Annotated in this window: 16 protein-coding genes; 12 read left to right on the top strand and 4 right to left on the bottom strand. The window is 61.4% G+C overall.

Annotation, left to right across the window (positions count from 1 at the left end; genetic code table 11):
* Positions 1–26: 26 nt before the first annotated feature.
* On the top strand, positions 27–914 hold the full coding sequence (locus tag ASB65_RS09535) for an ABC transporter permease (RefSeq protein WP_060723802.1): 888 nt from the start codon (positions 27–29) through the stop codon (positions 912–914).
* Positions 907–1,968 carry a quaternary amine ABC transporter ATP-binding protein gene (locus tag ASB65_RS09530; RefSeq protein WP_003508494.1) on the top strand — a complete coding sequence of 354 codons (1,062 nt, stop codon included), beginning with the start codon at positions 907–909 and terminating at the stop codon, positions 1,966–1,968. Before ASB65_RS09535 ends, ASB65_RS09530 begins: the two co-directional genes overlap by 8 nt.
* Here the strand turns inward: ASB65_RS09530 and ASB65_RS09525 are convergent.
* Positions 1,960–3,204, bottom strand: a complete 1,245-nt coding sequence (locus tag ASB65_RS09525) for a TIGR03862 family flavoprotein (protein WP_060723801.1) — start codon at positions 3,202–3,204, stop codon at positions 1,960–1,962. The genes ASB65_RS09530 and ASB65_RS09525 overlap by 9 nt on opposite strands.
* Positions 3,205–3,257: 53 nt before the next feature.
* On the opposite strand from ASB65_RS09525, the gene ASB65_RS09520 reads away from it, so the two are divergent.
* Genes ASB65_RS09520 through ASB65_RS09510 form a run of 3 tightly spaced genes read left to right on the top strand, consistent with a single transcriptional unit; the run spans position 3,258 to position 5,188 of the window.
* Positions 3,258–3,845 carry an IMPACT family protein gene (locus tag ASB65_RS09520; RefSeq protein WP_003508491.1) on the top strand — a complete coding sequence of 196 codons (588 nt, stop codon included), beginning with the start codon at positions 3,258–3,260 and terminating at the stop codon, positions 3,843–3,845.
* Between the two features lie 39 nt (positions 3,846–3,884).
* Positions 3,885–4,553, top strand: coding sequence for a pseudouridine synthase (locus ASB65_RS09515; protein WP_060723800.1), 669 nt, complete (start codon positions 3,885–3,887; stop codon positions 4,551–4,553).
* A gap of 8 nt (positions 4,554–4,561) precedes the next feature.
* The gene (locus ASB65_RS09510) at positions 4,562–5,188 is read left to right on the top strand and encodes a class I SAM-dependent methyltransferase (RefSeq protein ID WP_060723799.1); all 627 of its coding nucleotides are present in this window, start codon (positions 4,562–4,564) and stop codon (positions 5,186–5,188) included.
* Here ASB65_RS09510 and ASB65_RS09505 read toward each other — a convergent pair whose 3' ends face one another.
* Positions 5,189–5,374, bottom strand: coding sequence for a hypothetical protein (locus ASB65_RS09505; RefSeq protein WP_060723798.1), 186 nt, complete (start codon positions 5,372–5,374; stop codon positions 5,189–5,191).
* A gap of 183 nt (positions 5,375–5,557) precedes the next feature.
* On the opposite strand from ASB65_RS09505, the gene ASB65_RS09500 reads away from it, so the two are divergent.
* Entirely contained in the window at positions 5,558–6,787 is a 1,230-nt protein-coding gene (locus ASB65_RS09500; protein WP_060723797.1) for a PQQ-dependent sugar dehydrogenase, read from the top strand.
* A gap of 87 nt (positions 6,788–6,874) precedes the next feature.
* Complete coding sequence (locus ASB65_RS09495) at positions 6,875–7,891, top strand: DNA topoisomerase IB (RefSeq protein WP_060723796.1); 1,017 nt, start codon at positions 6,875–6,877, stop codon at positions 7,889–7,891.
* Positions 7,892–7,894: 3 nt separating this feature from the next.
* On the opposite strand, the gene ASB65_RS09490 is transcribed toward ASB65_RS09495, so the two are convergent.
* Both ASB65_RS09490 and ASB65_RS09485 read right to left on the bottom strand, forming a co-directional pair.
* Positions 7,895–8,617, bottom strand: coding sequence for a response regulator transcription factor (locus tag ASB65_RS09490; protein ID WP_020010058.1), 723 nt, complete (start codon positions 8,615–8,617; stop codon positions 7,895–7,897).
* 1 nt (position 8,618) lies between these two features.
* Positions 8,619–9,854, bottom strand: a complete 1,236-nt coding sequence (locus ASB65_RS09485; protein WP_060723795.1) for a GAF domain-containing sensor histidine kinase — start codon at positions 9,852–9,854, stop codon at positions 8,619–8,621.
* Positions 9,855–10,158: 304 nt separating this feature from the next.
* On the opposite strand from ASB65_RS09485, the gene ASB65_RS09480 reads away from it, so the two are divergent.
* The 5 genes from ASB65_RS09480 to ASB65_RS09460 all read left to right on the top strand — a co-directional run bounded on the left by ASB65_RS09480 (position 10,159) and on the right by ASB65_RS09460 (position 15,575).
* Positions 10,159–11,175 carry an ABC transporter substrate-binding protein gene (locus ASB65_RS09480; protein WP_060723794.1) on the top strand — a complete coding sequence of 339 codons (1,017 nt, stop codon included), beginning with the start codon at positions 10,159–10,161 and terminating at the stop codon, positions 11,173–11,175.
* Between the two features lie 98 nt (positions 11,176–11,273).
* Entirely contained in the window at positions 11,274–12,737 is a 1,464-nt protein-coding gene (locus ASB65_RS09475; protein ID WP_060723810.1) for an ATP-binding cassette domain-containing protein, read from the top strand.
* Positions 12,734–13,675 (top strand): ABC transporter permease, encoded by a 942-nt coding sequence (locus ASB65_RS09470; protein ID WP_060723793.1) that lies wholly within the window; start codon positions 12,734–12,736, stop codon positions 13,673–13,675. The genes ASB65_RS09475 and ASB65_RS09470 overlap by 4 nt, the downstream gene beginning before the upstream one ends.
* Positions 13,672–14,619 carry an ABC transporter permease gene (locus ASB65_RS09465; RefSeq protein ID WP_060723792.1) on the top strand — a complete coding sequence of 316 codons (948 nt, stop codon included), beginning with the start codon at positions 13,672–13,674 and terminating at the stop codon, positions 14,617–14,619. Before ASB65_RS09470 ends, ASB65_RS09465 begins: the two co-directional genes overlap by 4 nt.
* Positions 14,620–14,654: 35 nt before the next feature.
* On the top strand, positions 14,655–15,575 hold the full coding sequence (locus tag ASB65_RS09460) for an SMP-30/gluconolactonase/LRE family protein (RefSeq protein WP_060723791.1): 921 nt from the start codon (positions 14,655–14,657) through the stop codon (positions 15,573–15,575).
* The last annotated feature ends 68 nt before the right edge of the window (positions 15,576–15,643 follow it).

Genomic DNA, 15,643 nt, shown 5'->3' with positions numbered 1-15,643 from the left:
CTCCGGTTCGTCATGGAGAACAGGATATGGAATGGCTTTTCAAATTTCCGACCATGAATGACGATGCTCTGCGCGCGCTGAAAAAAGTCATCGACGAGGGGTTCCGGGCTTTTACCCGAACCTATGGCGGCGCAATCGAGGGGCTGTTTACCCCCCTTCAGAGCTTCCTCATCTGGGCGGAAAGGCTTTTGATCGGCGCACCCTGGCCGGTCGTTATTCTTATTGTCGCCGCGCTCGCCTGGTTCGGCAGCCGCAGCGCCACCATTGTTTCGCTGTGTTGCGGCATTCTCTTCGCCATCGGCTGGTTCGGCATGTGGGAAGACACGATGAAGACGGTCTCGATGATCTTCGTCTGTGCGGTGCTGTCCATCGTCGTCGGCCTGCCTATCGGCATCGCCATGGCGCGCTCCAACCGCCTGCAGAGCGTGGTCAATCCCGTTCTCGACGTTATGCAGACGATGCCGAGTTTCGTCTATCTCATTCCCGTCGTCATGCTGCTCGGCATCGGCCGCGTGCCTGGCGTCATCGCCGTCGTCATCTATGCCATTCCGCCGATGATCCGGCTCACCAATCTCGGCATCCGCATGGTCGACCACGACGTGCTGGAGGCTGCCGATGCCTTCGGCTCCTCGAAGCGCCAGAAGCTTTTCAAGGTGCAGCTGCCGCTCGCACTCCCCACCATCATGGCCGGCATCAACCAGACCATCATGATGGCGCTCGCCATGGTCGTCATTGCCTCGATGATCGGCGTGCAGGGTCTTGGCCAGCCGGTGCTGAAGGCCATCGCCAACCAGTATTTCACGCTCGGCGTATTCAACGGGCTTGCCATCGTCGGCATCGCCATCATCTTCGACCGCATCAGCCAGGCCTATGGCCTTCGCCTGCAAAAACACCGGGAAGTGGCGCATGGCTAGTCAATCGATCGAAATTCGCAGCCTCTACAAGATTTTCGGCCCCAAGGCGGCCGACTATGTCGACCCCGTCAAGGCCGGCATGTCCAAGGCGGATCTCAATGCCAAACATGGCCACGTGCTCGGCCTGCGTGATATCAACATCACCATGCCGGGCGGGCAGATCACCGTTATCATGGGCCTTTCCGGCTCCGGCAAATCGACGCTGATCCGCCACGTCAACCGGCTGATCGACCCGACCGCCGGCGAAATCCTCTATGGCGGCACCGATGTCTGTCGCCTCAACGAAGCGGACCTGCTGGAATTTCGCCGCCACAAGACGGCAATGGTGTTCCAGAAATTCGGCCTCTTGCCGCACCGCAACGTGCTGCAGAATGTCGTCTATGGCCTTGAAGTGCAGGGCGTCGACAAGCGCGAGCGGGAGGAAAGGGCGGAAGTCTGGATCAGGCGCGTGGGGCTGGAAGGCTTCTCCAACCATTATCCCAACCAGCTTTCCGGCGGCATGCAGCAGCGTGTGGGTCTGGCGCGGGCGCTCACCAATAATGCCGAAATCCTTTTGATGGACGAAGCCTATTCTGCGCTCGATCCGCTCATCCGCGTCGACATGCAGACAGTGCTTCTGGAACTGCAGAAGGAATTGAAAAAGACCGTGGTCTTCATCACCCACGATCTCGACGAGGCGCTGCGGCTGGGCGACAAGATCGCCATTCTGCGCGATGGCGAAATCATCCAGCAGGGCACGGCAGCCGAAATCGTCATGTCGCCGGCCGACAGTTATATCGAGGCCTTCGTCGAGGAGGTCAATCGCGGCAGGGTCATTCGCCTCGGCGCCATCGTGCAGCCGGAGTTTTCCGGCCAGTCGCGGCTTCAGCTCGATGCGGATATGACGGTTGAAGAGGGCCTGCGCGCGCTCGTCCGGGAAAATGTCAGCAGCGCCACGGTCGTTGGAGAAAATGGCAAGGCGCTCGGCGCCGTCACCACCGACGCCATCATGCGCTGCCTCGTCAGGACCGCCTCGGGTGAGGAAGCGGGCGCGGCGGAACGGCTCTCAGGCTGAGCCTTCAAGCCACCCGGCCATGCCCTTCGCGGCGGCCTTGCCGGTGGCGAAACAGGCGGTGAGCAGATAACCGCCGGTCGGCGCTTCCCAATCCAGCATTTCCCCGGCAGCGAATATGCCGGGGAGCCTTTCCAGCATGTAGCTTTCATCAAGGCCGCTCCAGGCAATACCGCCGGCCGACGAAATCGCCTCGGCAATCGGTCTCGCCTGCAAAAGCGGTATCTCCGCATGTTTTATTCTCGCGGCGACAAACTCGTCCGGCATGGCGGCGATATCGGGAAATATTTCCCGCAGAAGCCCGACCTTCACAGCCGATAAGCCGGCCGCCTTGCGCATACGGTTTGCAAAACTCTCCTTCCGGCCGAGCTTCCCCAGATCGAGGCTGAGACGTTCCACCGTACGTGCCGGTGCAAGATCAATCGCGAGCGATACTTTGCCCGCCTGTTCCAGCCGGTCGCGCAGGGCGGCGGAATGGGCATAGATCACGCTGCCCTCAATGCCATGCTTTGTTATCACGAATTCGCCCTGAAAGGCTCCTGCCGGCGAAATGGTGACCGTGGATTTCACCGCTTCACCCGCAAAACGCTCACGGAAGACATCACTCCAGTCAACGTCGAAACCGCAATTGGCCGGGCGGAACGGGGAGAGCTCGACGCCTTTGGCCGCAAGCGCCGGAACCCATGCGGCATCGGAGCCGAGACGCGGCCAGCTGGCACCGCCCAGCGCCAGCAGCACGGCATCGGCTTTGATAGTGACCCCGCCCCCCGGGGTCGAAAAACCCAGGTGCTCGCCGGAAAACCCCGTCCATCGATGCCGCGTCCGGATGGTTACGCCCTGCGCCTCCAGCCGGGCGAGCCATGCCCGCAGCAGCGATGAGGCCTTCATGACCGTGGGAAACACCCGGCCCGAGGTGCCGACAAAGGTCTCCTGCCCCAGCCCCTGCGCCCAGTCGCGCAACATATCGGGGGTGAAATCATCGAGGGCGGCACGCAGCCGTGGTTCCGCCTCGCCAAACCGCTGACGGAAACTGTCGTAGTCTTCGGCATGGGTGATGTTGAGGCCGGATTTTCCGGCCATCAGCAATTTGCGCGCCACGGTCGGCATCGCTTCGAACACCGTCACGGCATGGCCCGCCGCCGAAAGCACCTCGGCCGCCATCAGTCCCGCCGGCCCGCCGCCGATAACAGCAACCTGCCTCGCCTTGCTCAAAACCTTCTCCATCGCCATCTTCGCCATTCCGAGCCTTATACCGATTTCCGCATGCGAATATATGCGTTATTGAAACGCCCATGTTCACGCTCGACCGCCCCGTTTCCTTTTCGCAGGATATCAAGAAAAGCCGCTTCATCGCCTTTGCCGCGCCGGTGACGGGCGAAGAGGATGCGAAGAACTTCCTCGCGGCGCATTCCGATCCCGACGCGAACCATAATTGCTGGGCATGGCGAAGCGGCCAGACCTATCGTTTCAGCGATGACGGCGAACCCTCGGGAACGGCCGGGAAACCGATCCTTCAGGCCATCGACGGCCAGGCGCTGGATAATGTCGCGGTTCTCGTCATCCGCTGGTTCGGCGGCATTCTCCTCGGCAGCGGCGGGCTCATGCGCGCCTATGGCGGCACGGCGGCGGCCTGCCTGCGGTTAGGCGAGACGTCACCGGTCATCGCTTATGTCAGCGCCACGCTGAGCTGCCCCTTCTCCGATCTGGCGCTGGTGAAATCACGCCTGTCCGCCACCCAGAACCTGCGGATGGAAAGGGAAGATTTCACCGGCACCGGCGCGGATATGCTGCTCTCGGTTCCGGTCGAGGAAGCCGAACGGCTCACCCGGCTTCTGAGCGACCTGACCAGCGGGCGCGTCAATCTCCATATTCCCGACTAGCGGCCTGTCCGAATGTGCAATTCGTGCTAAGGAAGCGCCATGTCATCCGAGCTTTCCAACCCCGTCTATAATCCGCCACTCGACCCCTGGCTCACCATCGTGCACCGCGACGAGGACCTGCTGGTGCTGGATAAGCCGAGCGGACTTCTCTCCGTGCCGGGGCGCGATCCGGCGCTTTCCGACAGCCTGATGGCGCGTGTGCAGAAACAGTTCCCGAAAGCGCTGATGATCAACCGGCTGGATAAGGACACGTCAGGCATCGTGTTGATGTCCCTGAACCGCAGGGCGCATGCGGCGATTGCGTCGCAGTTTGAAAACCGCCAGACGCGCAAATCCTATGTCGCCATTGTCTGGGGGGAGGTTGCCGGAGAGGCGGGGGAAGTGACCCTGCCACTCGCCATCGATCCCGAAAACAAGCCCCGCCACCGGGTCGACCACGAAAACGGCAAGCCCGCGCAGAGCCTTTGGCGGGTGCTGGAACGTTTGCCGCTTCCGGCAACGCGGCTGGCGCTGACCCCCCTCACCGGCCGCACCCACCAATTGCGGGTGCATATGAAGGCGCTTGGCCACCCCATTCTCGGCGATGAATTTTATGCCGAGGGTAAGGCGCTCGCTGCCGCACCGCGCCTGATGCTGCATGCGCAGGAGGTTGGCTTCCGCCATCCGGATGGGCGTGACGTCACCTATACCGTGCCCTGCCCGTTCTGAGGTCGCAGATGAAGGAACAAAAAGAAAGCTTCGTGGTGGATTTTGTCGGCGGTGCGGTGGGCCACCGTTTCCGCTCCGACGAAGGGCGCGGACAGGCTCTGCCCAAGGCCGCGGGTTTCACCAAAGGCCGAACGCCAAAAATCGTCGATGCCACGGCCGGGTTGGGGCGCGATGCCTTCCTGCTCGCATCCCTCGGGGCTGACGTCACCCTCATCGAACGCTCAGCGGAAATGCATGCCCATCTCGCCGATGGCATTCGCCGCGCCCTGGAAGCGGGCGGCGCCTACGCCGAGGCGGCAGCGCGCATGACGCTGCTCAACGGCGATTCACGCTATCTGCTGAAAGAGCTTTCACCCGAGGTGGTGATTGTCGACCCCATGCATCCGCCGCGCCACAACACGGCGCTGGTGAAGAAGGAGATGCGGGTGCTGAGAGAACTGGTTGGCGCCGACCCGGACCAGGTGCAGCTGATGGAGGCTGCACTGGAGAATGCGACGAAACGGGTGGTTCTGAAATGGCCCCTGCGCGCCGAGCCGATGCCGGGCATTCGCAAGCCTTCGCATCAAATAATGGGAAAAAACACCCGTTATGATGTCTTCATGATCTTCGGAAAATCTCTCGACGAGGAGGAATGATCAGCGGAAGCTCGGCTTGCGCTGCGCATTCATCAAAAGCTCGTGCCGCGAGGCGAACTCGCCGAACAGCTTTCTGAGACGGGCCTCCTCCGCCTTGTCCAGCCGGTAACGCCGGCAGAATTCCGCGACGTTCAGGATCGGTCTGGTTCTGTTGCCGTCTATGGTCTTGTTGTCGATGATCTGCATGGCGCCCTCCTCATAACAGAGGCCAAACGCCGCTCACGCCTTGCGGTTCCCTATGAATTCGCATGGATGAGAAAAGAGCGTGCAGCCTGCACACGGACCGATCAAGTTTTCTTGAAACTATCGCAGGAAACGAAATCCTCCCCAAATGGTTCTCTGCCTGATGTAACGATGGAAGGGAGACCCATGTTCCACAACAACCGATTTCTGAGTTCGACGATCCTGTGTGCGCTGCTCGCCGTGCCCTTTGCCGGCGCTGCACACGCCCAGACCGCCCCGGCTGCCGAAACGAAACGGCCGAATGCGCCGGATCAGAAGCCGGCTTTTGAGGGCCAGACACGCGCGCCGCAGGCCGCCTCCCAGCCGAATATCGAAAAAACCATCGTCGCCGAGGGGCTGCCGCACCTGTGGTCCATGGAATTCCTGCCGGATGGCCGCATGCTTGTCGCCGCCAAGGAAGGGGCCATGCATATCGTCGCCGACGGCAAGGCCGGCCCGGCGATTGCCGGCGTACCGGAGGTGGCGTCCGACGGACAGGGCGGACTTCTCGACATCGCGCTCGCGCCCGATTTCGAAACATCGCGCACCATCTTCTTCTCCTTTTCCGAACCGCGCGATGGTGGCAACGGCACCTCCGTCGCGTCGGCCAAGCTGACCGAAGATGGCGGCGCGACGAAACTGGAAAATGTCTCGGTGATTTTCCGCCAGATGCCGACCTATGACGGCGACAAGCATTTCGGCTCGCGCCTCGTCTTCGGACCTGACAACGAGCTTTATGTCACCGTCGGCGAGCGCTCGGATTCAAAGCCGCGCGTGCAGGCGCAGGATCTGTCGAGCGGGCTTGGCAAGGTCTTCCGCATCGATGCTGAAGGCAAGGCCTTTGAAGGCAACCCCTTCGCCGGCCAGCAGAACGCCCTTCCCGAAATATGGAGCTATGGCCACCGCAACCTGCAGGCCTCGGCACTTGATGGTCAGGGCAGGCTCTGGACCGTGGAACACGGACCAAAGGGCGGCGATGAGCTGAACCTGCCAAAAGCGGGCCTGAATTACGGCTGGCCAGTCATCACCTATGGCATCGAATATAGCGGCCGCTCGGTTGGCGAAGGCGCTACCGCCAAAGAAGGTATGGAGCAGCCGGTCTATTATTGGGACCCGGTCATCGGCCCCTCCGGCATGGCCTATTATGATGGCGACCTGATTCCCGAATGGAAGGGCGCCTTCATCGTCGGCGGTCTGGTGAGCCAGGGTCTCGTGATCCTGCACATCGACGGCGACAAGGTCGCGACCGAAAGCCGTCTGCCCCTCGAGGCGCGCATCCGCGACGTGAAGGTCGGGCCTGATGGTGCGGTTTATGCCGTGACTGAAGAGCGTGGTGGCGGTGAATCGCAGATTCTGCGGATCGCCAAGGCCGGCTGAGAAAACTAACGACCGGAACGACAGGCCGCCGGAACGAAGGCGGCCTGTTTTTCGTTTGCCGCAGCGTGAAACCTGCCGGAAAAAACAATGCCACAACCGCCCACCCGCCTTCTTGCCAAAATCGGACTTGCCTATGTCAACGATCAGGAGCCGGGTATTTCCCGCGAAAAACGCGGGCGCGGTTTCTGTTACCGCCTGCCGGGCGGCGAGCTTCTCTCCGACAGCGTCGAACTGAAACGCATCAAATCGCTCGGTGTGCCGCCCGCCTATAAGGACGTCTGGATCTGCATCGACCCATCAGGGCATCTGCAGGCAACCGGCTTTGATGCACGCGGGCGAAAACAGTATCGTTATCACCCCGACTGGCACGCGCTCAGGGGCGAAACGAAGTTCTTTCAGCTCAAAAGCTTCGGCAAGGCGCTGCCCGCCATCCGCCGCCGCGCCATCGCCGATATCGAAAAGCAGGATCACGGGCAGGAGATGACGCTTGCCGCGCTCACGCTGCTGCTCGATGCCGCCTATCTGCGCGTCGGCAACCGCTCCTATCTCGAAACCAACGGCACCTATGGCGCAACGACATTGCTCAAGCGCCACGTTTCCTTCGGTGAAACCATCGAACTCCGCTTCGCCGCCAAGGGCGGGCAAAAGGTGAGACGGCAATTGCGCCACCCGCGCCTGCAGAAAATCCTCGAGGAGATCGCCGATCTGCCCGGCAAGGAACTCTTCGTCTGGCAGGATAGCGAAAACCGGGTGCATTCGGTCGATTCCAGCGATCTCAATGCCTACCTCTCGCGCATCGGCGGCACCGGCATTTCCGCCAAGACCTTCCGCACCTGGGGTGGAACGCTCGCGGCCTTCTGCAACGCAATGGAGCATGTGGCATCAGGTGAAAAACCGAGCATAAAAGGCATGTGCCAGGCGGCGGCGGTCGAGCTTTCCAATACGCCCGCCATCTGCCGCAAGAGCTATGTGCATCCCACCGTTCTCGATATCGCCACGGAGGAGAAAGCGCGGAAGAAGCTTGGCCGCATCCTGAAGGTCGGGGCAAAACCCGTCTCCGGCCTCAGGGCGGATGAAAGACGGCTGCTGGCCTTCCTGCCCTGAGGGTCAGCGGTTTCCCGCCCATTCCGCCAGTTCGCGCTCGGCCCTTTCCAGCGCGCTGTAATTCAAAAGCTTGCGCAGGAAGGCGACAGTGACGGCGCGGGTTCGAAGATTATACCGCCCTTCCGCATCGTCATCGCCAGCCGCCTGATGCACGTTAAGCTTCTCGTAGAGGCTTTGCAGGCGGTTCTGCACGCTGCGCAGCGACAGGTTGCGGCGGCGCGCAATCGCCTTGTCGGTGAGGCCGAGCGCGACATCGACAAGGATTTCATATTCGGAATCGGTGAAACCATGCGCCTTGCCGAGGCTCTTTTCCTGAAGGCCGCGCACTTCCCGGTCGATCACGCATTGCGCCTCGATAAAGATGCTGCGCAAGGCCAGCCGCAGACGGTCATCGGATGCCGATTTCAGCACGTAACCATAGGCGGCACCCTCAGGCACGATGCGGGAGACACCACGCACATAGGCCTCGTCGGAATAGTTGGACCAGAACAGGATGCGGGTATCCGGCCTTTCCTTCCAGATGGTGCGCGCCGCCTCGATGCCGTTGCGCTCGTTCATCTGCAAATCCATGACGATATGGGCGGCGCGATTTTCCCGCGCGAGCTTTTCGCCGGTTCTGCCGTTTGCCGCCTCCAGCACATTGTCGCATTCCGGCAGGGCGGCACGCACCGCCTCGTTCAGATAGGCGCGGTGCAGCGCATCGTCCTCGACGATCAGCACGTCCATGTCATAACTCCTCCCGCCGGTCGAAAGCGTCCGCCGGCAAGGTCACGGTGATGCGGGTTCCCGCCCCTTTGCCGTTGCCGCCAATATCGAACCTGGCTGAAATCAGCCGCGCCCGCGTCTTCATGTTGCCGATGCCGAGGCCGCCGGAGGCCCCGCCTTCGCCGCCGCCGCTGCCGTCATCACTCACCGTCACCCGCAAGCCGCCATCGATGGCGACAAGCGTTACGGCAATGGTTTCCGGCTGGGCATGGCGAATGGCATTGTTCACTGCCTCCTGTACGATGCGGAACAGCGATATGGCCACCGTCTTGTCGAGCCTTTCCACCAGCCCTTCCGTCTCATCGCTCACCGACCAGTCGATTGCCGACCCGCTATCGCGCACGGAGCGGTCCACATATGTCTCGATGGCTTCAACGACGCCAAACAATTGCAGGATGGAAGGTTTCGCCTCCTCGATGATCTCGCGCAGATCCTGCATGCAATGTTGCAGGCTGCGCACCACCGGCTCGAGCATTTCGCCCGAAACGTCGGGGGTATGGCTCATGCGTTCGATGCGCCGCGCCAGCCGGGTCAGGTCCGCCAGCGTCTGGTCATGCAGATCCATGCCGATACGCTGCCGCTCGGCCTCCAGAGCCTCGGTCAATTGCAAGGCGCCCAGCCTCAAACCCTCCTCACGGGCATTGGCGCGCGCCTCCTCGATGGCAGAGCGTTTGGCCTGTTCGGCAGCGCGGATGGCGTAGAAATAGGGCGCCAGCAGATCCGCAACCGCGCGGGCGTTCGTCACATCCTCCACCGTATAGGCGTTCGACTGGTGCGACGAGCAACTGAGCGCGCCAATGATATCGCCGTGCACCTTCATCGGCACATGCAGGCGGCTATGCAGATTAAGTTCGATGATCGGGCTGGAAAACGCCCCTTCGAAGTGGAAGCGCGGATCGGAGCAGGCGTCACCGCTTAACAGGTGCTCGACCTCGCCTGACAGCAGCGAACGGATCGGGCTTCCGGTGAGAAGGGCGGGCGGCTGCCGGCTCCAGGCGCTGACGAGACCGCTCTCATAGGCGATATGATATTTGTCATCCAGCTGCTTGATGCAGACATCCATATGGTCATGCGGGATGATATGGCTGATCTCCGTGGCGACCGCCTGAATGATGGCATTAAATTCCAGCTGCCCGGCAAGCAGCCGCGAAATGCCCATATAATGGTGAAAAAGAGCGCTTTTCGGCGTATCCAGCATGTGCGGACGCCCTCCCAAGCGTCTGCCTTCGACCTCTGCGGCGAAGTTTGAACCCATTGGGTGCCGCATCATTCATTCTGCGCCCGGCAGTGGCGTTTCGTCCTGCGGGTTCCCGCAAGCTTTCTGCGGAAACCCGCAGGAAGATTGCCGCGATCCGCCTATACAAGCCAAATCTTCTTGGTCATTCTCGCTTCTACTGGGGAAAGGAGCTCCAGTGCAAAGGAATTCCGCCTGCCGCCGAGGAGATTTGCGGCGCGCAAGGATTCCGGGCTCGAAAAGGGCAAGCCACGAGGGAGGAAATCAAATGGCTTTCAGGAAGATGCTTTTGGCATCGGCCGCTGTCGCATGCGCAGCTCTGCCGATCACCGCTTATGCCGACACGTCGGCCAAAAAAATCGCGCTTTCAAACAATTACGCTGGCAATTCCTGGCGTCAGTCGATGCTGACCAGCTGGGACAAGATCACCAAACAGGCGGTTGCCGACAAACAGGTTGCCGCCGCAGACGCCTTCACGACCGCCGAAAACCAGGCAACCGAACAGGCGGCGCAGATTCAGAACCTCATTCTTCAAGGTTATGACGCGATCGTCATCAATGCCGCCTCACCCACCGCCCTCAACGGCGCGGTGAAGGAAGCCTGCGACGCCGGCATCACCGTCGTCTCGTTCGATGGCATTGTCACCGAGCCCTGCGCCTGGCGCATCGCCGTAGACTTCAAGGCGATGGGCGCAAGCCAGATCGACTATCTCGCCAAGGCGATGCCGAAGGGTGGCAACCTGCTCGAAATCCGCGGCCTCGCGGGCGTTTCGGTGGACGATGAAATCCATGCCGGCATCGTCGACGCCGTCGCCAAGAACCCGCAGTTCAAGATTGTCGGTTCGGTCAATGGCGACTGGGCGCAGGACGTCGCACAGCGCGCTGTCGCCGGCATTCTGCCGAGCCTTCCCGAAGTTGCGGCAGTCGTGACGCAGGGCGGTGACGGTTACGGCGCGGCACAGGCTTTCGCCGCTGCCAAGCGCCCGACACCCACCATCGTCATGGGCAACCGCGAAGACGAGCTGCAATGGTGGAAACAGCAGAAGGATGCCGGCGGCTACGAGACCATGTCGGTCTCCATCGCTCCCGGTGTCTCCACGCTCGCTTTCTGGGTGGCGCAGCAGATTCTCGACGGCAAGGACGTGAAGAAGGACCTGACGGTTCCTTTCCTGCGCATCGATCAGGGCAATCTTGAGGAAAATCTCAAGAACACCCAGAAGGGCGGCGTCGCGAATGTGGAATATTCGCAGGAAGACGCCCAGAAGGCCATCGCCTCCGCCAAGTAGTCTGGACACTCTCCGGACATGAACGATTGCGGCGCTCCCCGAACGGGCGCCGCAACGGCCACCGATATCCCATTTTCAGATCACTGGCGTAAATGCTCATGAATGACATCATCGAGGCGGAAGAAGTCGTCGCCGCGCGCGGCGTGAAGGTCGTGTTCGGCGCGGTAAGGGCGCTGGACGGAGCCGATCTCGTCATCCGTTCGGGCGAATGCCTGGGGCTCGTCGGCCATAACGGTGCGGGAAAATCCACCATCGTCAACGTCATCAATGGCGGGCTGACGCCGCATGAGGGGTCCATTTCCTATCGCGGCGAACAAGGCCGTCAAGGAATCGCGGCAGCACGGGCCAGCGGCGTTTGCTGCGTGTTTCAGGAATTGTCGCTCTGCCCCAACCTGACGATCAGCGAAAACGTCCGCATCATGCATGCCGCGATGAGCGGGCGGAACTGGCGTGGACGTGCGCTCACCATGATCCGGCATACGCTGGACGAGATTTTTCCCGGCCACGGCATCGATTGCGAACTGACGATCGCCGAACTTTCCATCGCCGAGCGGCAGATGGTGGAAATCGCCATCAATTTCTGCCGAACCCCGGATGCTCCGAGACTTGTCATCCTCGATGAGCCAACCTCCTCGCTCGATGCCGGTCTCGCCGAGCAATTGATGGATTACGTCCGCCGTTTCGTGCGCACGGGCGGCTCCGTTCTGTTGATCTCGCATATTCTCGGCGAGATTCTTTCGACAGCCACCCGCATCGTGGTGATGAAGGACGGCCGCGTGGTCGCTGACCGGGCGGCGGCCGAGTTCACGACACGCACGCTGGTGGAAGCCATGGGCAGCGTCGTCAAGGAACAGGACAGGCAAAAGGGCGAAAACCGCAAAGCGGGCGAGAAGGTCCTTGCCATGCCGGCGCGCCGGGGCGAAGGCCTCGCCTTCGAGGCTTTCCGCGGCGAGATCATCGGCCTCGCCGGTCTCGGAGGCCACGGCCAGACGGAAGCGCTTCTCGATCTCTACCTTGCCCGCAACAGCAGTTGGCTGCCCGCGCGCAAGACGGATATTGCCTTCGTGGCGGGGGACCGCAGCCTGAACGGGACCTTTCCGCTGTGGAGCATCCTGAAGAACCTTTCCATCACCTCGCTGAGGGACATTTCATCCGCAGGCATGGTGGACCGGAACAAAGAGAGCGAACTCGGCGCGCAATGGAAAAAGCGCATCGAAATCCGCACGCCCGATATGGGCAATAAGATCCTTTCGCTCTCCGGCGGCAACCAGCAGAAGGTGCTATTCGCCCGCGCACTCGCCACCACGGCCAGTACCGTGCTGATGGACGACCCGATGCGCGGCGTCGATATCGGCACCAAACAGGAAGTCTACGACATCTTGAGAACCGAAGCCTCCCACGGCCGCACCTTCATCTGGTACTCCACCGAAATGGACGAAATCCGTCTTTGTGACCGCGTCTATGTTTTCCGTGACGGCGCCATTCAGGCCGAACTGGTGGGCGAGGACATCACCGAGCAGAATGTGCTGGCCGCCTCCTTTTCCGGAGAAGATCACGCATGAAACTCTCCGCCAGCGCCCTTCGCCTCATCATTCCCGCCGCCTCGCTCGCCTTCCTGCTCGCCGCCGTATTCTACATGCAGCCGCGCGCCATGAGCTATACCGGCCTCAACCTGCTGTTCAATCTGGCGGTGCCGATCGCGCTTGCCACCATTGCGCAGATGCTGATCATGTCCGTCAACGATCTCGATCTGTCGATGGGCACCTTCGTCAGTTTCTGCGCCTGCGTCACCGCCACCTTCCTGCAAACCACGCCGCTGCTTGGTATTGCGATCTTTGCCGGTGCGATTGCGGTTTATGCCCTGTTGGGCGCCATCATCCATATCCGCGCCCTGCCCTCCATCGTTGTCACGCTTGGCATGAGTTTCGTCTGGGGCGGCCTTGCCGTTCTCATCCTCCCCTCGCCCGGCGGCCAGGCACCCGCCTTCATCCGCGCACTGATGACGGCAAAACCGCCGCTCGTGCCGATTGCCATTGTCGCCAGCATCGTGATTGCGGTCGTCGCCCATTACATCGTCATGCGCTCCTCCTTCGGCGTGCTGATGCGCGGCGTCGGCGGCAATTTCCGCTCGGTCGAACGCTCCGGCTGGTCGGTCGTCGGCATCCGCGCCGCCACCTTTGCGCTGGCCGGTTTCTTCGCGGTGCTGTCGGGCATCGCACTTGTCGGGCTGACGACATCGGCTGATGCCAATATCGCGCTTCGCTACACGCTGCTGTCGATTGCAGGCGTCATTTTAGGCGGCGGCGAATTCGTCGGCGGCCGGGTTTCACCCATCGGTGCCGTCATCGGCGCGCTGACGCTGACGCTCGCCGGCTCCTTCCTGTCCTTCATGCGCATTTCGCCAGACTGGCAGATCGGCGCTCAAGGGGCGATCCTCATCATCGTGCTTGCGCTGCGCATCCTGCTCAACCGTCTCGAAAAGCGGGAGAAAAACCAATGAACGGGCTTTCGTCCTTCTCCAAAAAACCGTGGATATGGTCCTTTGCCGCAACGGCTGTCGTCTGGATTATCACGGTGCTCTTCACCGGCGGTGCAAGCTCCTTCGGCCTGTCGCACGCAGCGCTGACATTCGCGGCCTTTTCCGTCATCGTCGGCATCGGCCAGATGTTCGTCATCACGCTCGGACCTGGTAATATCGACCTCTGCGTTCCCGCAACGATGACGCTATCAGGCACGCTGGCCCTCAAATTCATGGATGTGTCCGATGGTCTCATCCTGCCGGGATTGCTGATCGCCATCCTGATCGGCATCGCCATCGGCATCGGCAATTACACGCTGATCAAGCTCCTGCGCATTCCGCCGATCATTGCGACGCTGTCCATGAGCTTCATCGTGCAGTCCATCGCCATCTGGTCCAACCGCGGCCTGCGCATCAAACCGCCGGAAACACTGGCCACTTTCGCCACGTCCAGTTCTTTCGGCATTCCGAACGTGGCGCTCGTCGCCTTGCTGCTCTCGGTCATTGCCTGGTTGCTGCTCGACCGCACATTTTACGGACGCTGGATTTCCGCCATCGGCCAGAGCACGTTCGCAGCCCGCATGACCGGCATTCCGGTGGATGGAACACGTTTCATCACCTATGTGCTCTGCGCGGTGCTGGCGGCGATTGCCGGTTATCTGCTCGCCAGCTTCTCCGGCGGCGCAGCACTCAACATGGGATCGGAATATCTGCTGATGTCCATCGCCGTCGTTGTCATCGGCGGCACGGCGGTGGCGGGCGGCGATTCCAATGTTCCCGGCATCTGGGGCGCTTCGCTCTTCATGTTCCTGGTGGTATCGATGCTGAATACCTATGGTTTCGGCGCGGGTATCCGCCTCATCCTCACCGGCCTCATCATCATCTCCGTCATCCTTCTGGCAAGCGGCCCCAAGGCCACGCGCTGAACCCCGAACGACAAGCCCTCAAGCGGACCACGCTCATGACCACAGACAAGACCTCCCCTTACGAAATCCACGATGACCGCTTCCGCCATCTGATCGTCGGCAATGCGGAACTGGAAGAGCTTTATTCCGGCTGCCGCTGGGCCGAAGGCCCGGTGTGGTTTGCCGATCTCAACTGCCTGCTGTTCAGCGATATTCCCAATGAGCGCATGCTACGCTGGGTGCCGGATGGCGGGATCTCGGTATTCCGCCAGCCTTCCAACTTCACCAATGGCAACACGCGCGACCGGCAGGGGCGACTTGTCTCCTGCGAGCATGGCGGCCGTCGCGTCACCCGCACCGAAGTCGACGGCTCGATCACCGTCCTTGCCGACAGCTACGGCGGCAAACGGCTGAACTCCCCCAATGACGTGGTGGTGAAATCCGATGGCAGTGTCTGGTTCACCGCCCCCACCTACGGCATTCTTTCCGACTATGAGGGATACAAGGCAGAGCCAGAACAGAAGACGCGCAACGTCTACCGGCTCGATCCCGCAACCGGAAAGATCGACATCGCCATTGACGACTTCGTGCAACCGAACGGTCTCGCGTTTTCACCTGATGAAACGAAGCTCTATGTTGCCGACAGCTCCTACAGCCACGATGTCTCCCGCCCGCGCCATATCCGCGTTTTCGACGTGGTGGATGGCGTGAAGCTCGCCAACGGCCGGGAATTCTGCAATCTCGACAGCGGCCTGCCGGACGGCTTCCGTCTGGATACGGCTGGAAACCTCTGGACCAGCGCCGGTGATGGCGTCCACTGCTTTTCGCCTGATAGTACGCTCATCGGCAAGATCAAGGTGCCGCAGACAGTCGCGAACCTCACCTTCGGCGGCCCGAAAAAGAACCGCCTCTTCATCACCGCAACGAAATCGCTCTACTCGGTCTATGTCGCCGCAACCGGCGCGCAAACGCCTTGAGGTGCTGAAAAACCGGAGGACACGGGCCGGGAGGGAACTGGCAAGACGGCTTCACCGCGCTATAAAAG

Source organism: Agrobacterium tumefaciens str. B6 (assembly GCF_001541315.1).
Lineage (GTDB): Bacteria > Pseudomonadota > Alphaproteobacteria > Rhizobiales > Rhizobiaceae > Agrobacterium > Agrobacterium radiobacter.
Note: the sequence above shows the minus strand (reverse complement) of the source record. Positions and strands in the feature narration are given on the sequence as shown.

What these genes read in the sequence shown, in the direction of transcription:
- ASB65_RS09535 (WP_060723802.1), top strand. Translation starts at nt 27, where the DNA reads ATGGAATGGCTTTTCAAATTTCCGACCATGAATGACGATGCTCTGCGC.
- ASB65_RS09530 (WP_003508494.1), top strand. Translation starts at nt 907, where the DNA reads ATGGCTAGTCAATCGATCGAAATTCGCAGCCTCTACAAGATTTTCGGC.
- ASB65_RS09525 (WP_060723801.1), bottom strand. Translation starts at nt 3,204, where the DNA reads ATGGCGAAGATGGCGATGGAGAAGGTTTTGAGCAAGGCGAGGCAGGTT.
- ASB65_RS09520 (WP_003508491.1), top strand. Translation starts at nt 3,258, where the DNA reads ATGTTCACGCTCGACCGCCCCGTTTCCTTTTCGCAGGATATCAAGAAA.
- ASB65_RS09515 (WP_060723800.1), top strand. Translation starts at nt 3,885, where the DNA reads ATGTCATCCGAGCTTTCCAACCCCGTCTATAATCCGCCACTCGACCCC.
- ASB65_RS09510 (WP_060723799.1), top strand. Translation starts at nt 4,562, where the DNA reads ATGAAGGAACAAAAAGAAAGCTTCGTGGTGGATTTTGTCGGCGGTGCG.
- ASB65_RS09505 (WP_060723798.1), bottom strand. Translation starts at nt 5,374, where the DNA reads ATGCAGATCATCGACAACAAGACCATAGACGGCAACAGAACCAGACCG.
- ASB65_RS09500 (WP_060723797.1), top strand. Translation starts at nt 5,558, where the DNA reads ATGTTCCACAACAACCGATTTCTGAGTTCGACGATCCTGTGTGCGCTG.
- ASB65_RS09495 (WP_060723796.1), top strand. Translation starts at nt 6,875, where the DNA reads ATGCCACAACCGCCCACCCGCCTTCTTGCCAAAATCGGACTTGCCTAT.
- ASB65_RS09490 (WP_020010058.1), bottom strand. Translation starts at nt 8,617, where the DNA reads ATGGACGTGCTGATCGTCGAGGACGATGCGCTGCACCGCGCCTATCTG.
- ASB65_RS09485 (WP_060723795.1), bottom strand. Translation starts at nt 9,854, where the DNA reads ATGCTGGATACGCCGAAAAGCGCTCTTTTTCACCATTATATGGGCATT.
- ASB65_RS09480 (WP_060723794.1), top strand. Translation starts at nt 10,159, where the DNA reads ATGGCTTTCAGGAAGATGCTTTTGGCATCGGCCGCTGTCGCATGCGCA.
- ASB65_RS09475 (WP_060723810.1), top strand. Translation starts at nt 11,274, where the DNA reads ATGAATGACATCATCGAGGCGGAAGAAGTCGTCGCCGCGCGCGGCGTG.
- ASB65_RS09470 (WP_060723793.1), top strand. Translation starts at nt 12,734, where the DNA reads ATGAAACTCTCCGCCAGCGCCCTTCGCCTCATCATTCCCGCCGCCTCG.
- ASB65_RS09465 (WP_060723792.1), top strand. Translation starts at nt 13,672, where the DNA reads ATGAACGGGCTTTCGTCCTTCTCCAAAAAACCGTGGATATGGTCCTTT.
- ASB65_RS09460 (WP_060723791.1), top strand. Translation starts at nt 14,655, where the DNA reads ATGACCACAGACAAGACCTCCCCTTACGAAATCCACGATGACCGCTTC.